Here is a 17,276-nt window from a genome sequence, read left to right as displayed (position 1 = left end):
CGAGCAAAAAAAGGAGCAAATGAATAAACAGCCGTAAAAGTTATAAAAAAAATTAAAAGTTACAGTTCTTCTAATTTACGCTTTCTTTTGTGTTCTCATACCCTTATGCGTATTTCCACGCGCTGTGGATGTGCATTGCATTCATTCCGAGGCTTTGAGGTGCATAGATGTCATTTTCCGGAGTGTCTCCGATTGAAAGCACTTCCCAGGGCTCAAGCCCGAGGCGGTCAAGAGCCATTTTGAAAAGCCTTGTATCAGGTTTTTTGATACAGTGGTCCGAAGACATGATCACGAAGTTGAAACGGTCGTATAAGCCGAGGAAGCGCAGTTCCTGCTCCGTAAAGACTCTCTGGGCGTTTGAGACAATACCTTTAGGGATGTTCCTATATTTTTCAAGCAACCTGAGGCTTTGCGGGTAAGCTTCCAGTTTTCTTATGGATGCAGTCCTGAAGACCTTTGCAGTTTCAATTCCAAGCCAGTAAGAATCAATCTCCCTGAAAGCATTTTCTGCACAGATCTCGGCAAAAATCTCTTCTATGCGGATATCTGGGTACTGCTGTCCGGAATTTCCCAGCCTGCTCACGACTTTCCACCTGTACTCTTCCCTGAGCCTATCAGGTTCAATCTTCACTCCCTGGTAAAGCAGCCAGCGACTCACTCTCTCGTTTGTCTCCCGGCTTTTTTCGTCTGTTTTGATGTCAATAAGGGTTTTGTAGCAGTCAAAGATTATGCCTTTAATTTTTCCGTTTTGGAGCATAGGGATTCTCCTTCGATTTTTTTGAATTTAATCGAATTTTGTCAGATATTGGATCTTGTGTATATTCTTTCTCTACTTAGATTTTGATGCGCGTCATGGTATATAGGCATTGTGCAAATACTCATATATGGTATAAATATATATACATCTCTTCAAATTAACTATAGTCTTCCCTCTTAAATCCTCTTCTACCTCTCATTCTCTTGAGCGAACATTATTGCAAAATCAGATAGACGCGGGGCTTTAATTCTTTTTTGTTTCTCTCTGGCAGACGCTGCCAGATTAGCCGGGCGGGAGCTATTTTAAGCGTGAACTGAAAAACAGTTTACAGGGTAATGGGAAGTTATCTCTGGCTGCATGTTGGTTACAACCCTTTATGGGAAGGGATAGAAAGCCGGAGCTTTCATTTTCTTATATTTTAATTATATCAGGAGATGGGTCCGGGACCACAAGAAACAGAATTAGTGTAAACAATGGCTCTTCGTTGTTTTGTGTGAATATCCTCATAAAACCAAAGCGGTCTTGAATTGAAAATCATCTTAATCCATAGAGTATGCCAAAGAGCCTAAACAATAAACCTCTCCGCAAAAGAGAGGGAACGTTTTTGAAAAATCAGTCTTTCAGCCCGTAAAAATCCCAGGCTTCTTCAATAGTCATTGCCTGCATCCCGAGTTTTCTGGCTGGAAGTATCTCGTTTTCGTAAGAGTCCCCTATGGACATAACACACTTGGGTTCGAGTTCGAGTTCCATCCTTTTGAGTGCGGTCATAAAAAGCCTGAGGTCAGGTTTCTTGTATCCCACATCGGACGAGAAAATAACAAAATCAAAGTAGTCGTAGAGCCCCAGAAACCGGAGTTCCAGTTCGGAAAAAACCCTCTGCCCGTTGGAGATTATGCACTTGGGGATGTTTATGCAGTGCTCAATTAGCTTTATGCTCTGAGGGAAGGGGCGGAGTTTCCGTATAGAAGCTGCTCGAAAGACTCTTGAGGTCTCAATTCCGAGGAGTTTTTCATCGATTTTCCAGATCGAATTTTCCCTGCAGATCTCGGCAAAGATGTCCTCCACCCTGACTTCAGGGTATATCTCCTTTGAGTCCTCCATCCTTTCCTGAACCTTAAATATGTACGTATCCCACAGCTTTTCCGGCTTTACTTTTACCCCATGGTAGGCAAGCCATGCGCTTACAGTCTCATAAGTCTCGATCCTGTGTTCTTCGGTGTGGATATCGATAAGCGTCTGATAGCAGTCAAAAATAGCACCTTTTATCTGACAGCTTTCAAATACCTCTTCCCCTGCTCCGGCAGGAGCACCCAGAAAGGTGACAATGCCCTCGCTGGGTTCCGATTCATGGTCTCTGGAAATGTTCTTGCCTCCCATATCCCCTTAATTTTTCCTTCAATCTCATTATCTACCTTCAATCCCCTTAATTTTTCCTTCAATCTCCTTAATTTTACTCTTCATTCCTCTATTTCCTTAATTCCCTCTATGAATTGCACTTAAACATTCACGTGCTTCTTTTATCAGGTAATCCCTGTAATCGCTCTGGTGAAGCCTTGCCGAACGAAGCAGCCCTATACTCATGAAAAAAGGCAGAATTCTGGTAATGTAGAAAAAATCCTTTTCTCTGCGGCTGTACTCCCAGAGGAAGTTCCCTATATACGGCTCGGCTTTCCAGCCTCCTCCTTTGTGCAATTCGAATTCGTTCTTAAGTTCCGCAGTAAGAATTCCGAGGTCTCTTACAGGATGTGCATCAAACCAGGAACTTTCAAAATCAAGTGCATAGGGCTTTCCTTTGCAAAAAATATAATTGGAGGGAGTAACATCCCTGTGAACCATACATCCGTATTCCCGGTCGAGCCAGGAACTGTACCACCATTCTCCAAGGAGTTTGTTGAAAGTCTCCCTGGTGCTGTAATCCAGTTTCAGGTGGTCCAGCACGTCATGATAGTTTCTAAACTCATTTTCTTTATTGTAAGTGGATGACTGTGTATTATCATGCAGCTGCCTGAGCATATGAGCCACCGCAGCAAGCTTTTCATAAAGGTCCTCTTCGCGTTTAAGGTGCCAGCCCAGAGATTTTCCAGGTATGTGTTCGGTTACAAGGGCACAATTAAAATCTTTATTTACTGCAAGAGGCTTTGCAACATTTATTATCGAAGCTGCTTTTTTCAGGTTCCGGTATTCATTCATCATACCTTTATAAGAGTTGTAAGCTTTCAGCTTCCCAGTGGGTTCTGCAAAAAATTTTGCCATCACGCTGAAGTGTTCCCCTTTGAACTGATACCTGCAGACTGTGTGAGAGGAATTGTACTTAATAACATCCACAAGACACTTTTTGTCGCGAATCCGGTGTCCTACAACCTCTTCAACAAGCCAGTCCCTGAATGGGTCCCCAGGGTACAAAGTATTAACATGGCTATTTGCCACTTCAAATTACCCCCCTTTTCCAGAAACAATCTCAACAACTATATTCTTTGCCTCGCATATCTCTTGCTTTAAACAGTACTTGCTTTAAACAGTACTGCAATGAAATACAGATCATGAAACGTAGCACTCATGAAATGTAGCTCTCATAAAGATAGAATAATAAAAGGCGGTTATGATCAAACCCTGTAATAATCAAATTTAGCCAGTAATAGGGTTTGAATCTCTGGGTTTGATTCTTCAATACTGGCAACAGTATACTATAGCCTGGGTATCTTATATTATTATTGGTGTTTCAATACGGATTTTTACCCTCTCTTTTCAAAAGCAGGTCCGCCGACATCAGCTATGTTATTGTACCCGCGTTCCTCCCAGTACCCTCTGTAAGGTGAGTCACTGAGCTCAATTCTTACTATCCATTTCACCCATTTGTATCCATATTTGCCTTCAGCCACAAGCTGCAGGGGAAACCCTCTTTCAGGCGGCAGGGTTACATCATTTAGTTTATAAGCAATTATGATGTCGTTTTCCAGCAGATAGTCCATATCAAGGGAAGTGGAATACCCGTCGGCACTGTAAAAAATAGCCGTTGTTGCATTTTCCATAGCCCCCACTTCTTCAAAGAGATCGGCTATCCGGACCCCTGTCCATTTTGCGGTAAAACCCCAGCCTTCTACACAGTTAAGGTCAACAACTTTTGAAGTTTGAGGTAACCCGGTTATTTCTTCATATGTAAAATCTCGGGGGTTTTCCACAAGCCCATCAACCTGCAGCCTGTAACTTTCCCTTTCAATATACTGAGTGCCTTTGATGGCATTGTTGCGCTGCTGTGCAATAGGGGTTAACTGTTCACCCTGATAAGAAAGAGTCTCTGTCTGGTTGTCATAGACTCCCGGTTCTCCTCTGTCGGATACGCAGCCTGAAAATACTGTAAAAGCAACTGAAATTATTAGAAGTAAATGGATCGGCTTCATGTATTATTCTGCCCCCATCAACTTATTTCCTGCATGTCCTTTCCTTAAAATATGCATTCAGCGGGAATAAATGGCTATTTATAAAAGAAAATTTAAGTGTTAAAGTAATAATCTGGAAGAGTAATAATCTGGAAGTAATAATCTGGAAGAGTAATAACCCGAGGAAGTAATAATCCGAGGAAGTAATAATCCGGGAGATTAAGGTTGGCAGATGTAAAGAAATAGACAAAAACTGAAGAGAGATTAAGAAAAGTGCCGAAAAAAGAAAGCGATAAAGGGAATAAGCCTGAAAAGTTTTCAGGCCTCATCGTATCCTATTTCTTCTTTTGTAAGGTAGCAGGCAGGGTCATCTGCCCATACATCCCCGTAAACGGCTTCGGCTCGAACTCTGAAGTTTCCGTTGCAGACGTCGAACCATTTGCACTTTGCACAGCGGTCTCCACGGGCCTGAATAAGAGGCTTCCTGTGCTTGAGCCCGGCCATCAGTTCGTCGCTCAGGTCGGTCCAGATCTCGCTGAAAGGCCTTTCCCTCACATTCCCGAAAGAGTGATGTCTCCAGAACTGGTCTGCGTGTACAGCGCCGTCCCAGGAAACGCATCCGATGCCTATTCCTGAGGAATTGCCCTGGTTCATCGAGAGGAGTTCGAATACCTCGGCAGCCCTTTCCGGATTTTCTTCAAGGAGCTTAATATAGAGGTAGGGACCGTCGCAGTGGTTGTCCACAGTCAGGACTTCTGCGGGGAAGCCTTTTTTGTGCAGCTCCTTTGTCCTTTCCATAATCAGGTCTACAGCCTGTCTGGACTCTTCGAGGGAAAGGTCTTCATCTACCATCTTCGAGCCTCTGCCTGCATAGACAAGGTGATAGAAGCAGATCCTCGGGATTTTTTCTTTCTCAAGGAGGTCAAAGATTGCAGGGATGTCCCTGACGTTTTGCTTGTTGATGGTAAAACGCAAGCCCACTTTTATGCCTTCTTCCTGGCAGTTATGCAGGCCCCTTAGAGCTGCATCGAATGCTCCCTGCATGCCCCTGAACCTGTCATTTGTCTCTCTTATGCCGTCAAGGGAAATTCCGACGTAAGAAAGCCCGACCTCTTTTAACTTTTTTGCAAGGGGTTTATCTATAAGAGTCCCGTTTGTTGAGATTACGGCCCTCATCCCCTTCTCTCTGGCGTAGGCTGCAAGCTCCGGCAGGTCTTTTCGCATCGTGGGCTCGCCCCCGGAGAAGAGCATAACAGGAGAGCCAAAAGCTGCAAGGTCATCGATAAGGGCTTTTCCCTCTTCGGTCGAAAGTTCGTTTTTGAACTCCACATCCTGTGCCTGGGCATAACAGTGGACGCATTTCAGGTTGCATCGGCGGGTCATGTTCCAGACTACTACCGGTTTTTTATCTTTCGAAAACTGCAGTAGGTGAGAGGGAAGCCTCTTTGAGTCCCTTCCATAACGAAGGGCATCAGAAGGTTCCACGGTTCCGCAGTAAAGTTTTGAAATGCCTATCATGTCGATCCGTCAAAATTAAGATTGTTTTCCAGAATTTTAAGTATTGTTTTTTGAACCGGCTTTTATGGGTAAATTTTTAGTGGGTCTTTTATTTGCCAGTCCTCAAAACAATTTGAGTTAAACCTCAGATGGCTTCACCGGGAAAGATTCTGAGCGCTTTCCCGGCATAAATTTCTGAGTATACTTGTAGAATATTTCTTGAATAACCCTTAGAGCTGGCTGTTCATAGCTCTTTTTTCATAGCCTTTATCAGGGCTTCGAAGGTGAACTCATCAGGGATTACATCTGCATTGATCCCGTGTTTTTTCAGGGTATTTCCTGTAGGAGTCCCGATGGCACCTACAACAGCCTTGCCAAGAGTCTCTTTTATGGTCTCTCCTGCTCCCAGCTTTTCCGCATGTTTCATAAAGCCTTTGACCATCATTGAGCTTGTAAAGGCAAAGGCATCCACTTCTCCTGAGAGGGCGCGTTCTATGAGCTCTTTTTGGGCTGCACCTTCAGGGATGTTGAGGGTGTACACATGAGTCTCATAGACTGTTGCTCCGCACTTTTCAAGGCCTTCTATCAAAACCTTAGCCCCAAAAGCGCTTCTTGCAAGGTCAAATGTTTTCCCTTTTACCTCAGGGCAGAGAGCTTCTACAATTCCTTCGGAACTGTAATCTTCGGGCAGGAAAGAATCTTCAATCCCTATTTTTACAAGCTCTTTCTCCGTGTTCGGGCCGATTGCTATTACCCTGGTCTTTTTCAGGGCTGTGATGAATTTTTCCTTTTCAGTTTCCGTGAGCTTGTCCAGTGTGAAAGTTATCCCGTTTGCGCTTGTAAAAACAACGTAATCCGAAGTTCCGTCAATGACCCTCTGAATGAAGGGCTCAAATCCTTCGTCTTTCATGCCTTCAAGCTTTATCATGGGGGCATAGATGGGCTCAAAGCCGTACTCTCTGGCAAGTGCCTCAGACTTTTCGCGGTAACTTTCCGGCCTCATGATTGCAAGGACAGGCTTTTTTCCTTCTGTCATGTTCCCTTCTCCTGTCATTTCGTCGGGTTAAAATTCCACTCCCGTTAACTGTTCTCCGAGGATATCGTGCAGGCGGACCACGTCTCCTACAACCGTGATGGCAGGAGCCTTTACTTTTCGTTCTTCTGCCAGGTCTGCGATATCTGCAATGGTTCCAACGGTTACCCGCTGGTCAGGTCGGGTCCCTTTCTCTATGACTGCAACAGGGGTTTTCGGGTCCTTTCCGTGCTTCATGAGCTCTGCAGTATTTCGCCTGAGCATCTTTACACCCATAAAGATTACAATGGTCCCGTTGAACTTTGCCAGGGTCTCCCAGTCCAGTCCACTCTCTTCCTTTGTGGGGTCTTCGTGCCCTGTTATAAAGGTGACCATCGACGTGCTTTCCCTGTGGGTTACGGGAATTCCTGCATATGCAGGCACTGCAATTGCAGAGGTAATCCCTGGCACCACTTCGAACTCTATGCCTTCTGCTACAAGCACCTCAGCTTCTTCTCCTCCCCTTCCAAAGACGTAGGGGTCCCCTCCTTTTAGCCGGACCACCATCTTGCCTTCCTTTGCCTTCTGCACAAGCACTTCATTGATTTCGGACTGGGTCATGGTGTGATTGCCCGCGTATTTTCCCACATCGATTTTCTCTGCGCTTTCCGGCATTGAGTCCAGGATCACTTTTCCAGGGAGCTGGTCATAGATAATGACTTCAGCACTGTCAATCAGCCGACGGGCTTTCAGGGTCAGAAGCTCAGGGTCGCCGGGACCAGAACCCACAAGATAAACTTTTCCGTAATTTCCTGACATATGACGACGGTTCCTTTTTCTTCCTTTACAATTGTTGATAGATAATTCTCTTCCTTCATGTCGTGATAGATGACACCTTATACTTTCATGGGAAGGTTCCATAACAGGATAACTTCTTCTGAAGGTGGAAAGCCATCTTCTAATAAGAAGGAGAGGTTTTATAGAAATGTAAATCTGTAGGGTTTAAAGAGCTTTTATAATAAATAGTATACCATCTTCATACAGTTTTATTGCCAAGCTTATATATATTAAATCGTATACTTATCTTATATCTCTTATTCCTCTTTTGTATACTATATGTGTTTGCTTATGGTTTGATTCTTGAAAAAGAGAGTGTTATTAAAGAGTATAGAGCGACTGGCAATTAATAAATACCTCTGATGTAATTAGTGAGTTCATTGTAACTGATAATTTCATTGTTACCAATTTCATTGTAACTGATAATTTCATTGTTACCAATTTCATTGTTACCAGTTAGTAATTTCATCATAATCAGTGAGTTCATCATGCTTCGCATAACTTTTCTAGGCACTGGAGGGTCCCTCCCGACCCGTAACAGAAATCCGTCAGCAGTAATGATCAACAGAGAAGGGGAACTTGTACTCTTTGACTGTGGAGAAGGCACCCAGCAGCAGATGATGCGGGCAAAAACGGGGATGATGAGTCTGTCCTCTATTTTCATCAGTCATTTTCATGCAGATCATTTTCTTGGAATTCCTGGCCTCATTCAAACTATGTCCTTCCTGGGCAGGAAAGAGCCGTTGACGATCTACGGTCCTGAAGGGACCCGGGAATTTACTGAGCTTTTTAAAGCCCTTGGCTATTTCAACCTTAAATATGAAATACGGGGCGTGAAACTGAGTCCCGGAGACACTGTAGAAGGGGAAAGTTATGTAGTCCGGGCTTTAAAGACCGAACACAGCATCCCGAGTCTTGGCTATGCCCTTGTGGAAAACCCCCGCCCCGGACGTTTTAACCGGGAAAAGGCAGTCGAACTCGGCGTCCCTCCTGGTCCCCTTTTTGCAAAACTTCAAAGGGGAAATCCTGTAGAAGTGGACGGAAGGCTCGTAAGGCCCGAAGAAGTAATGGGAATCCCGAGGCCCGGAAGGACAATCGTGTACACCGGAGATACCAGGCCCTGTGAAGCAGTGCTTGAAGCCAGCAGGGATGCCGACCTCTTAATTCATGACGGCAGCTTCGCTGACGAGATGGCAGACTGGGCGGAAGAATCCATGCATTCGACAGCAGGTGAGGTTGCAGCCCTTGCAAAAGAAGCCGGAGTCAGGAAACTGGTCCTTACCCATATCAGCTCACGTTATACTGATGATGTGGAACCTATCCTGAAAGATTCAAAAATAGTTTTTGAAAATGTAGTTGTAGCCGAAGACCTGATGGAACTTGAGATACCATACAGACCTGAATAAGCAGACCTGGATAAGCAGATCTGAATAGCAGACTTGGATAAACATAGCTGAACAAACATACCTGAATAACCAGACCTGAACAAACAGATATGATTGAGCCTTCATATACTGGGTACAGGGCTTTTTGCGGAATATTTGAAGTTTTCTTTAAAGCAGAGTTTAAAAATTAGATTAAATCTCTCTACAGGAAATAAACCTGCAGAAAGAATCTTTATTCAGTATTATCAGGTTGTTCAGACAAGTGTCCAGTCCAGGTTTTTGTTTTCAGCGTCGTAGAGTGTAACTTTCATGGTCTTGTCTTCGATTTCATAGATCTGCTTGATACCGAGATAGAATGTGTCTCCAGGGTTGATTTCAATTTCACCGTTGACCCTTCCGAAGTACACCCTCCCTTTTGTATCATTTTCTTCAACTGTCACACCTTTCCAGGCCATGTTATGGGTTACGCTTATAACCCTGCACTCAAAGCGGTCGACTTCACGTATTTCATTCATGAGAATCCCTTTTAAATCTTGTTTAGGGTATAGTTGAGACCTTACTTAAATAGAACTTCTGATAAAGAATAATGATTTTTATACATAAAACTATCCCAGAGGCTTTAATAAGAAACTTCTCTTCCAAACTTCTTAATGTCTTCTTACAAACTTCTTAAAATTTTCTTAAAATCTTCTTATAAACTACCAGAGCTGAAAAGAAAACTTCCTTAGACTGAACAAATTAGTCTTCACAGGAAACTTGTAAAAGCAGGTAAAGAGTTATACCTAAGATAGGTGCCTGGAAATATCTCATAGAAAAGGGATTAAAAGGCACTTTCTCATTTAGGTTATTTCTCTTTCAAGGGTTATACATAAAGTTGGGTTGGGTCCTGGATAAAATCTTTCCTGCCCAATCTTGCAAGGGCTTTTTCAAAGTCTTTACCGCTGACAATTTCCCTATCTTCGATGATTGCCTGATGAAGGGCGGTTTTAAGGATTTTTTCTACAATATCCCTGCCTGAAAGCCCTTTAGCTTTCTTTGCAAGTGTCTGAAAATCAAATTCTTCTACCTGCAGAGGGAAAGTCTTCACATTTGATTCCAGTATATGAACGATTTCTTCTTCCGCCGGAAGGACAAATTCAATCTCTTCTTCGAACCTGCTTCTCACAGCAGAGTCCAGGGAATTGACACGGTTTGTAGAACAGATGGTACAGACTCCGTCTCGTTCAACTATTCCGTCCATTTCTGTCAGAAGGGCATTTACGATTTCGCTTACGTCTCCTCTGAGCTCCTGAAATCGCCTGTCCAGGGCAATGGCATCAAGTTCGTCAATGAAGATTATACAGGGAGACATCTCTTCTGCCCGGTCATATAACTGGTGGATCTGACGGGCTCCATCCCCGACATATTCCCCTATTAGCTGGGTAGCCTTGACCGGAATTATCGGCACATCGGTCTTGCTTGCAAGGGCTTTTGCGAGCATGGTTTTTCCAGTGCCCGAGGGTCCAAAGAACAGAATATTTCTTGGTGCCCATTTCCCAAAACGTTCGGGCTCTTCCAGAAAGCGTTCAATAAGCCTGCATTTCTGTTTTGCAAGTTCCTGCCCTATCACATCTTCAAATCTAACATCACTTTTTATTTCTTCAGAGGGAGAAATTCCATTTTCCTCTTCGGTTACGATAATGGATGTTGAGTTTCCTATTATGGATTCTGCAGGTTCCACATCTATAATGCGGTATGCGAAGTCAGGAAACATTCTCTTGTCAAAGAGATAATCTCCTTTGCGGGCAACATTCCCATTCCACTGTTCCCGTGCATAGAATTCAAAAACATCCTTGTTTTCAATAACAGGATATTCTTCCATCATGCCGCTCAGGGGATATCCTTCAGGCTTCAGGATAAGAAGTTCGGATGTGGATTTCCCGAGCTCGGCATTGTTCTCGTGAATTTTCTTCGCGTTCACTCTTTGTGAGACCGGTCGCACTTTGTTATCAACTCGAATACTTTTCTATACCTAATACTTTTCTATACCTTATAGTGACCTGAAGAGCTAATATAATTAACCCCATGAACCAGTATGGATATTCGATTGCGAAAGCCTTATCTTAACTCCGTATAACAGAAACCCGTTTACTGAAAATTATTCATGCAGGACATTATTTTCCTATCGTTTATCTGTATAATACAGTCTATGGACTTCAGGTAACCATTATATATTCATATATTTAATGTAATGTATAGATGTGTATGTCCTGAAGGATACCCTCCAAATGTAAAATATTTATAGGAGTAAGCCCTAAAAAGCTTATTGTTTAAAATTTGCTTGAACAATCGTTTATGCAGGCTTTGATGAGTTCTTTCTTTGAGTAAAGAGGCTTCCATAATGGATTATTTGGCAAATCCCTCAGGTCTACTCATTTGAAGTAAAAATGAAGTTCGATTAAAAGGGAAAGCTAATATATTAGAGCAATAATATAAATATTTTAATTATTAAATTAAAACTATTTTCAAAAATAGTTAAAAGCTGGCAATTAATTACCAGTGTGTTACCCGATTAATCTATCTGTATGGTAATACTGTGTATGTAATATAGAAATTTAAATAATGCAAAAAATCTTAAGCATCTAACTAAGTTAATTCTAGAGTATGATTTATATGTTTACTATGGAGAATACGGACGGTTTCGACCAAAAAACTCTTGATAAGATGAACGCTGAAGTCAAAAAGACTATGAACAAGCACGACCCAAAGTCGAAAGATTATAAGAAAATCTGTGAACAGGTTGAAGACCAGGTCTTCGACAGGTACTGTTCTGAGGTGTTCAGACCCTCTCTTAAACTTTAAATCTTGCCGCTGGATAAAACTTATCCCGGTAAGTTTTTTGTTTTTGGTTTTGGTTTTGGTTTTGTTTCTTATTTTTGATTTTGGTTTTGTTTCTTATTTTTGGTTTTGGTTTTGTTTCTTATTTTTGTTTTTGTTTTTGTTTCTTATTTTTGATTTTGGTTTTGATTTTGGTTTTGGTTTTGTTTCTTATTTTTGGTTTTGATTTCGTTTTTTATTATTCGATTTTAAGACAGTTCAATTTCTCCACTCCTCTTCCTTTTTGGAGAGTTTTAATTTATATTGATAACTTTTTTATATCCCTGCTTCTTATTTTCAATCATGGTTTATTGGAAAAATAGGGCTATTGTTTCCCTTCTGGTTGTGCTTTTGCTTGTTAATGCAGCAGGTGCGGCTTCCAGTACGGGTAATGCTTCCAGTGCGGGTAATGCTTCCAGTGCGGGTAATGTTACAGCAGCTGAATTATTTACAACTTCTGTTAATTCCAGTACGGAGAACGATCTTTTTTCCGAATTAAGTGCGCAGATGGAGCTCTATAACGAGAACTTTGATAACGTGCCATCCCTTGTAAAAAGGCTGGTGGCAAGTGAAGAGATTGCGGGGAGAATTGAACTTGAGAATGGTGAAATGCTCTACGTAACTTTACTTATGAGGAGTGGAAAAGTAGGAGAATTTTACAGGTATGACACTCCCAATGATCCAAATTCAAAGTTCGGTCCCTCCATAACTGTGGAATCCGACGAAGAGACTATCAGAGAGATAATTGCTTCAGATGATCCTTTAAGGAAAGCTGTAGAGAAAATGAATGACGGATCTCTCAATGTGGAAGTAAAAGGTTTCTTCCGAAACACAGTGTTCTGGAGCATAAAACAGCTGTATTCATAAGCTCGATAATGTATTCATAAGTGATAAAATAACTTCAACTAAATAAAATAACTTCTTCTAAAAAATATAAATCCAACTAAATAAAATAGCTTCAAATAAAAAATATAGATTCAAATACAGAAAATAAAGAACATAGATTAAAACAAAAACATGCAGGGATTTCCCCTCCTATGCCACCAGGGAAAGGAGGGGAGTCCTGATTCATTTTCTTACTTTGATGCCGGCTCAGTGCTTTACTACTTCTCCGGGAAGGGTGGCTCTTCCTTTGTGCATTATCACGCCTATATTTATACTCGTATTGATGCCAGTATGCACATCATCTCCCATGATCACGCCGAGTTTTCTTCTGCCGGAGTCAAGAATCCTGCTTTTCAGCATCACCTTTATGTTCTTTCCATCGTGACGGAGGTTTGCAACCTTCGTACCGGCTCCAAAATTACAGCGGCGCCCGATGACACTGTCTCCTACATAACTCAGGTGCCCCACATGAGTGCCTTCCATAACAATTGTATTTTTTACTTCCACGGCATTTCCGATTCTTACACGGTTGCCTATTGCAGTTGAAGGGCGAATAAAGCAGTTGGGCCCTATATCGCAGTTCTCACCTATTACCACAGGCCCTTCGATATAGGAACCATTTCGGATGAGAGTGCCTTTTCCGATTGCAACTTCACCTTTTATGGTTGCATTTGGCTCCACGGTGCCTTCACAACTGCCCCTGAGGTCTTTTAAAAGGTGTTCATTTGCTTTCAGGAGGTCCCAGGGATATCCTATGTCAATCCACCTGCCTTCAAGGGGGCTGTAGCCTACAGGCGCTCCGCTGTCGATCAGCATCTGAATGGAGTCTGTTATCTCAAGTTCCTTTCTTACGGAAAGCTGGGTTTTATCAATTAAGTCAAATATGGACTCCCTGAAAAGGTAAATCCCGGCATTTGCAAGGTTGGTCGGGGGATTTTTCGGTTTTTCAATTATCCTGACTACTTTATTATTCTCGGTCTCAAGAACTCCGAAATCCGAAGGGTTTTCCACCTCTTTTACGCAGATGACAGCTTCTTCTTTCCTGGAAACCAGGGATTTCAAGTCCTCCTGCCCGATGAGCATGTCCCCGTTAAGTACAAGGAATGCCCCTTCAACGTGCCCTCTTGCATAGCCGATAGCATTTGCAGTTCCTAGCTGCTCTTTTTGCTGCACATACTCGATGCTTACTCCCCATTTGCTTCCGTCCCCGAAGTGGGCTTTTATTTGCTCTTCCAGGTATCCCGTAATGAAGACAAAACCCTCGATACCTGCTTCTACGGCTGCGTTCAGGATATGTTCAAGTATCGGTTTGTTTGCAACCTGAAGCATTACTTTAGGGCAGTCGGAGGTGAGAGGTTCCATCCTTGTGCCTTTGCCTGCCACAAGGACAACTGCTTTCATTTAAGCGCCTCCTTCACTATTTTTTCTGCCATGTCGTAGATCTCATCTACATTTTCCCTGGCTTCTGCCGTAATCCTTACCTTTGCTTCCGTGCCCGAGGGGCGGACAAGTACCCAGCCGTTTTCAAGTTCCACGCGGATCCCGTCAATGTCAAGGACTTTTCCAAGGGGTTCAAGCCTTGTTTTTACCTTTTCCATGAACTCTGCTTTCTTTTCGTTTGCACATGGAAGAGCACCCCTTTTTGTGGCATAAACAGGAAGTTCTGCCCTGAGCTCACTTAACTTCTTTTCCCTGACAATTTCAACAAGCTTTGCAGCTGCATAGATCCCGTCAGGGCAGTAGGAAATCTCAGGGAAAATCCAGCTTCCTGAAGGCTCTCCGCCGTAGATGGCTCCGTACTGCTTTATGCCCTCTGCAACATAGACATCCCCAACTCTTGTCCTTATGATTTCAGAACCTTCAAGATAATCATCCACCATCATGGAGGTATCTACAGGCACGACAACAGCTCCTTTTTTATCTCCGCATTCAAAACGCCCGAATATTGCAAGCAGGTCGTCTCCGGATACGAAGTTACCTTTTTCGTCGACTGCCATCATCCTGTCCGCATCTCCGTCATGGGCTATTCCGAGGTCGGCTTCGAACGCCACAACTGCCTTTTTAAGCAGGGAGAGGTTCTGATCATTGGGTTCAGGGTTTCTTGCCGGGAAATGTCCGTCAGGCTGGGAATTCAGGGTTATTACCTGACAGCCAAGTTCCTGCAGGAGATATGGGGTGATTGTGCTTCCCGCTCCGCATCCGCAGTCGAGAACCACGCGCAGCCCGGAATTCCCTACAAGACCCTCGATCATATCCATGTGGTCCCGAATGGCATTTTCGTCTTCAGCAATTTTCCCTATAAAGTCCCAGGTAACTCGCGAAAAGTTTTCTTTTTCGATAGCTTCTTCAATTTCTTCCTGCTGGGCTGAGTCAAAAGCCATGCCGTCAGGATTCCATAGCTTTATCCCCACATACTCTGAGGGGTTATGTGAAGCTGTAACCATTACTCCGCATTCATATTCTCTGGCTGCATATGCCAGAGTCGGAGTAGTTACCATGCCCACCTTTGTAACATCACAGCCTGCAGCAGTCAGCCCGGCGACCAGGGCGTGCTCTATCATAGGCGCCGAAACCCGTGGGTCCCTCCCGATAACTGCGGTCTTTTTCCGGCTTCCTAACACAAGCCCTACCTGCAGTGCAAGTTCGGGTGTAACTTCTTTATTAACTATGCCTCTAATTCCTGAAGATCCGAAGAGTTTCATAAATCCCACTCCATATTTCATGAAGTTTTATTCTGTTCTGAAATCCCGTATTCTGTTGTTATATTTAAATCCTGATATTCTCAGCCTTTACAATCATTCGACAGTAACACTCTTTGCAAGGTTGCGAGGTTTGTCAATAGAGCAGTTTCTGGCTAGAGCAGTGTAATAAGAAAGCAACTGAAGCACGACAACACTCAGAAGGGGAGCCAGCAGTTCGTCGCTCTGGGGGACTCTGAGGACAATATCTGCATACTTTCCGATTTCCGTGTCCTTACTGTCGGCAATCGCGATCACAACAGCATCCCTGGCTTTCACTTCTTTAATATTGCTGAGCATCTTTTCATAAGTCTGTCCCCTGGTGGCAATTGCAACTACAGGAGTTCCCTCGTCAAGAAGGGCAATAGGTCCGTGTTTCAGTTCTCCTGCAGCAAAGCCTTCGGCATGCACGTATGAGATCTCTTTGAGTTTCAGTGCTCCTTCGAGAGCTATAGGGTAGTTAAGGTGCCTGCCAAGGAAGAAGTAGCTCTTTGCATGGGCAAAGTTCTCAGCACATTCCTTTATCGCTTCCTTCTGGTTAAGGATCTGCTGGATCTCTCCCGGGACTTTCCGGATTTCCGTAATGAAATTCTTTACATAATCATGGCTTAACTTGCCCCTTACAAGAGCGAACTTTACAGCGAGGAGATATAGAAGGGTAATCTGGGTACTGAAGGTCTTTGTGGCAGCGACTCCTATTTCGGGTCCTGCCCGCGTATAGAGTACGCTGTTTGCCTCTCTTGTAATCGTGCTTCCCACAACATTCGTAATTGCAAGCGTGGGACAGTTGTAAGACATAATCTCCCGCACGGCTGCAAGAGTATCTGCAGTTTCTCCTGATTGAGTAATCGCAATGGCAAGGGTCCCTTCATTCATCACAGGGTTTCTGTACCTGTACTCCGAACAGATATCAATATCGCAGTGGATTCCTGCCAGCTGTTCAAACAGGTATTTCCCAAGTAAGCCTGCATGCCAGGAAGTTCCGCATGCCAGGATCTGAACCCTTGAAAGTTTCCTTATTTCGTCTTCACTGAGGTTCAGTTCGTTTAAGTATATAGCTCCTTCAAGTTCAGAGACTTTGCCTGCCAGGGTGTCGTGGATTGCAGTGACCTGTTCATGAATCTCTTTCAGCATGAAATGTTCATAACCTGCTTTTTCTGCAGCCTCAAAGTCCCATTCTATCTTTTCTATCTTCTTTTCCCTGAGATTTCCTTCCCTGTCAAATATCTCCACACCTGAAGGGCTCAGCACTGCTGTCTCAAAGTCATCTACAAAGATAACATCCCTGGTATAGTTCAGAAAAGCGGTTACATCAGATGCAGCAAAATTTTCCCCTTTCCCGAGCCCTATGACGAGAGGGCTGTCCTTGCGGGCAAGCACGAGTTTTCCCTGTTCATCCGCAGAGATTATTCCAAGAGCATATGATCCTTCAATCTCTTTTAAGGCTTCTCTAAGTCCTACAAGAAGTTCGCATTGAGCTTCTTTTCCATCCGGTTTCCCATAGATGTGTTTGTGCAGAAGATGTGCGATCACTTCTGTATCGGTTTCGGATTTGAATTGGTAACCCTCTCCAATAAGCCGCTCTTTCAATGCCATGTAATTTTCAATAATCCCGTTATGCACGATCGAGATTTTTTCCGGGTTTACTCCCGAGTTATGAGGGTGGGCATTTTCCGTATTTGGGCGTCCATGGGTTGCCCAGCGGGTGTGTCCTATTCCGACAGTTCCTCCGAGTTTCTTTGGGATTTCGGATTCGAGATTTATGATTTTCCCGACTGCCTTATAAGTTTCAATTCCACTGCCAAGAACGGTAATCCCTGCGGAGTCGTATCCCCTATATTCAAGTTTTTTGAGAGATTCTATAAGAACCGGTGCAGCAGCATTTCTTCCTGCATATCCGACAATTCCACACATTTTTTTATCTCCTTCTTA

The 17,276-nt window shown here is 43.4% G+C and carries 15 protein-coding genes; 3 read left to right on the top strand and 12 right to left on the bottom strand.

Annotated features, from left to right (window positions below):
• Nucleotides 1-103: 103 nt before the first annotated feature.
• From EO95_RS02140 to cobA, 7 genes are all read right to left on the bottom strand, one after another.
• Entirely contained in the window at nucleotides 104-757 is a 654-nt protein-coding gene (locus EO95_RS02140; protein ID WP_048131694.1) for an HAD family hydrolase, read from the bottom strand.
• A 612-nt stretch (nucleotides 758-1,369) separates the two neighbouring features.
• Nucleotides 1,370-2,134 (bottom strand): HAD family hydrolase, encoded by a 765-nt coding sequence (locus EO95_RS02135; protein ID WP_048131693.1) that lies wholly within the window; start codon nucleotides 2,132-2,134, stop codon nucleotides 1,370-1,372.
• 96 nt (nucleotides 2,135-2,230) lie between these two features.
• Complete coding sequence (locus tag EO95_RS02130; protein WP_048131691.1) at nucleotides 2,231-3,184, bottom strand: phosphotransferase; 954 nt, start codon at nucleotides 3,182-3,184, stop codon at nucleotides 2,231-2,233.
• Between the two features lie 305 nt (nucleotides 3,185-3,489).
• Nucleotides 3,490-4,155, bottom strand: coding sequence for a molybdopterin-dependent oxidoreductase (locus EO95_RS02125; RefSeq protein WP_048131689.1), 666 nt, complete (start codon nucleotides 4,153-4,155; stop codon nucleotides 3,490-3,492).
• A gap of 297 nt (nucleotides 4,156-4,452) precedes the next feature.
• A complete protein-coding gene (ahbC, locus tag EO95_RS02120) occupies nucleotides 4,453-5,652 on the bottom strand; it encodes a 12,18-didecarboxysiroheme deacetylase (protein WP_048131687.1) in 1,200 nt (399 codons plus the stop codon).
• 223 nt (nucleotides 5,653-5,875) lie between these two features.
• The gene (locus EO95_RS02115) at nucleotides 5,876-6,667 is read right to left on the bottom strand and encodes a uroporphyrinogen-III synthase (RefSeq protein WP_048131685.1); all 792 of its coding nucleotides are present in this window, start codon (nucleotides 6,665-6,667) and stop codon (nucleotides 5,876-5,878) included.
• A gap of 27 nt (nucleotides 6,668-6,694) precedes the next feature.
• Nucleotides 6,695-7,462 (bottom strand): uroporphyrinogen-III C-methyltransferase, encoded by a 768-nt coding sequence (gene cobA / locus EO95_RS02110; protein WP_048131684.1) that lies wholly within the window; start codon nucleotides 7,460-7,462, stop codon nucleotides 6,695-6,697.
• 506 nt (nucleotides 7,463-7,968) lie between these two features.
• Between cobA and rnz the strand changes: the two genes are divergently transcribed.
• Nucleotides 7,969-8,886: a ribonuclease Z gene (rnz, locus tag EO95_RS02105; RefSeq protein ID WP_048131682.1), complete on the top strand. Its 918-nt coding sequence runs from the start codon at nucleotides 7,969-7,971 to the stop codon at nucleotides 8,884-8,886.
• 233 nt (nucleotides 8,887-9,119) lie between these two features.
• On the opposite strand, the gene EO95_RS02100 is transcribed toward rnz, so the two are convergent.
• Entirely contained in the window at nucleotides 9,120-9,380 is a 261-nt protein-coding gene (locus EO95_RS02100; RefSeq protein ID WP_048131681.1) for a hypothetical protein, read from the bottom strand.
• 347 nt (nucleotides 9,381-9,727) lie between these two features.
• Nucleotides 9,728-10,846 carry an AAA family ATPase gene (locus EO95_RS02095; RefSeq protein ID WP_048131679.1) on the bottom strand — a complete coding sequence of 373 codons (1,119 nt, stop codon included), beginning with the start codon at nucleotides 10,844-10,846 and terminating at the stop codon, nucleotides 9,728-9,730.
• Nucleotides 10,847-11,508: 662 nt separating this feature from the next.
• On the opposite strand from EO95_RS02095, the gene EO95_RS02090 reads away from it, so the two are divergent.
• Nucleotides 11,509-11,706 (top strand): hypothetical protein, encoded by a 198-nt coding sequence (locus tag EO95_RS02090; protein ID WP_048140475.1) that lies wholly within the window; start codon nucleotides 11,509-11,511, stop codon nucleotides 11,704-11,706.
• Nucleotides 11,707-12,024: 318 nt separating this feature from the next.
• The gene (locus EO95_RS02085; RefSeq protein WP_048131676.1) at nucleotides 12,025-12,588 is read left to right on the top strand and encodes a hypothetical protein; all 564 of its coding nucleotides are present in this window, start codon (nucleotides 12,025-12,027) and stop codon (nucleotides 12,586-12,588) included.
• Between the two features lie 225 nt (nucleotides 12,589-12,813).
• On the opposite strand, the gene glmU is transcribed toward EO95_RS02085, so the two are convergent.
• The 3 genes from glmU to glmS form a co-directional block, all read right to left on the bottom strand.
• A complete protein-coding gene (glmU, locus tag EO95_RS02080; RefSeq protein ID WP_048131674.1) occupies nucleotides 12,814-14,007 on the bottom strand; it encodes a bifunctional sugar-1-phosphate nucleotidylyltransferase/acetyltransferase in 1,194 nt (397 codons plus the stop codon).
• Nucleotides 14,004-15,308 carry a phosphoglucosamine mutase gene (gene glmM, locus EO95_RS02075; RefSeq protein ID WP_048131672.1) on the bottom strand — a complete coding sequence of 435 codons (1,305 nt, stop codon included), beginning with the start codon at nucleotides 15,306-15,308 and terminating at the stop codon, nucleotides 14,004-14,006. Before glmM ends, glmU begins: the two co-directional genes overlap by 4 nt.
• Nucleotides 15,309-15,401: 93 nt before the next feature.
• Nucleotides 15,402-17,258, bottom strand: a complete 1,857-nt coding sequence (glmS, locus tag EO95_RS02070; RefSeq protein WP_048131670.1) for a glutamine--fructose-6-phosphate transaminase (isomerizing) — start codon at nucleotides 17,256-17,258, stop codon at nucleotides 15,402-15,404.
• Nucleotides 17,259-17,276 lie beyond the last annotated feature (18 nt).

The sequence above is a fragment of the Methanosarcina sp. 1.H.T.1A.1 genome (genome assembly GCF_000979295.1).
Lineage (GTDB): Archaea > Halobacteriota > Methanosarcinia > Methanosarcinales > Methanosarcinaceae > Methanosarcina.
The sequence above is the reverse complement of the archived record's forward strand: the minus strand, read 5'-3'. Positions and strand labels throughout refer to the sequence as shown.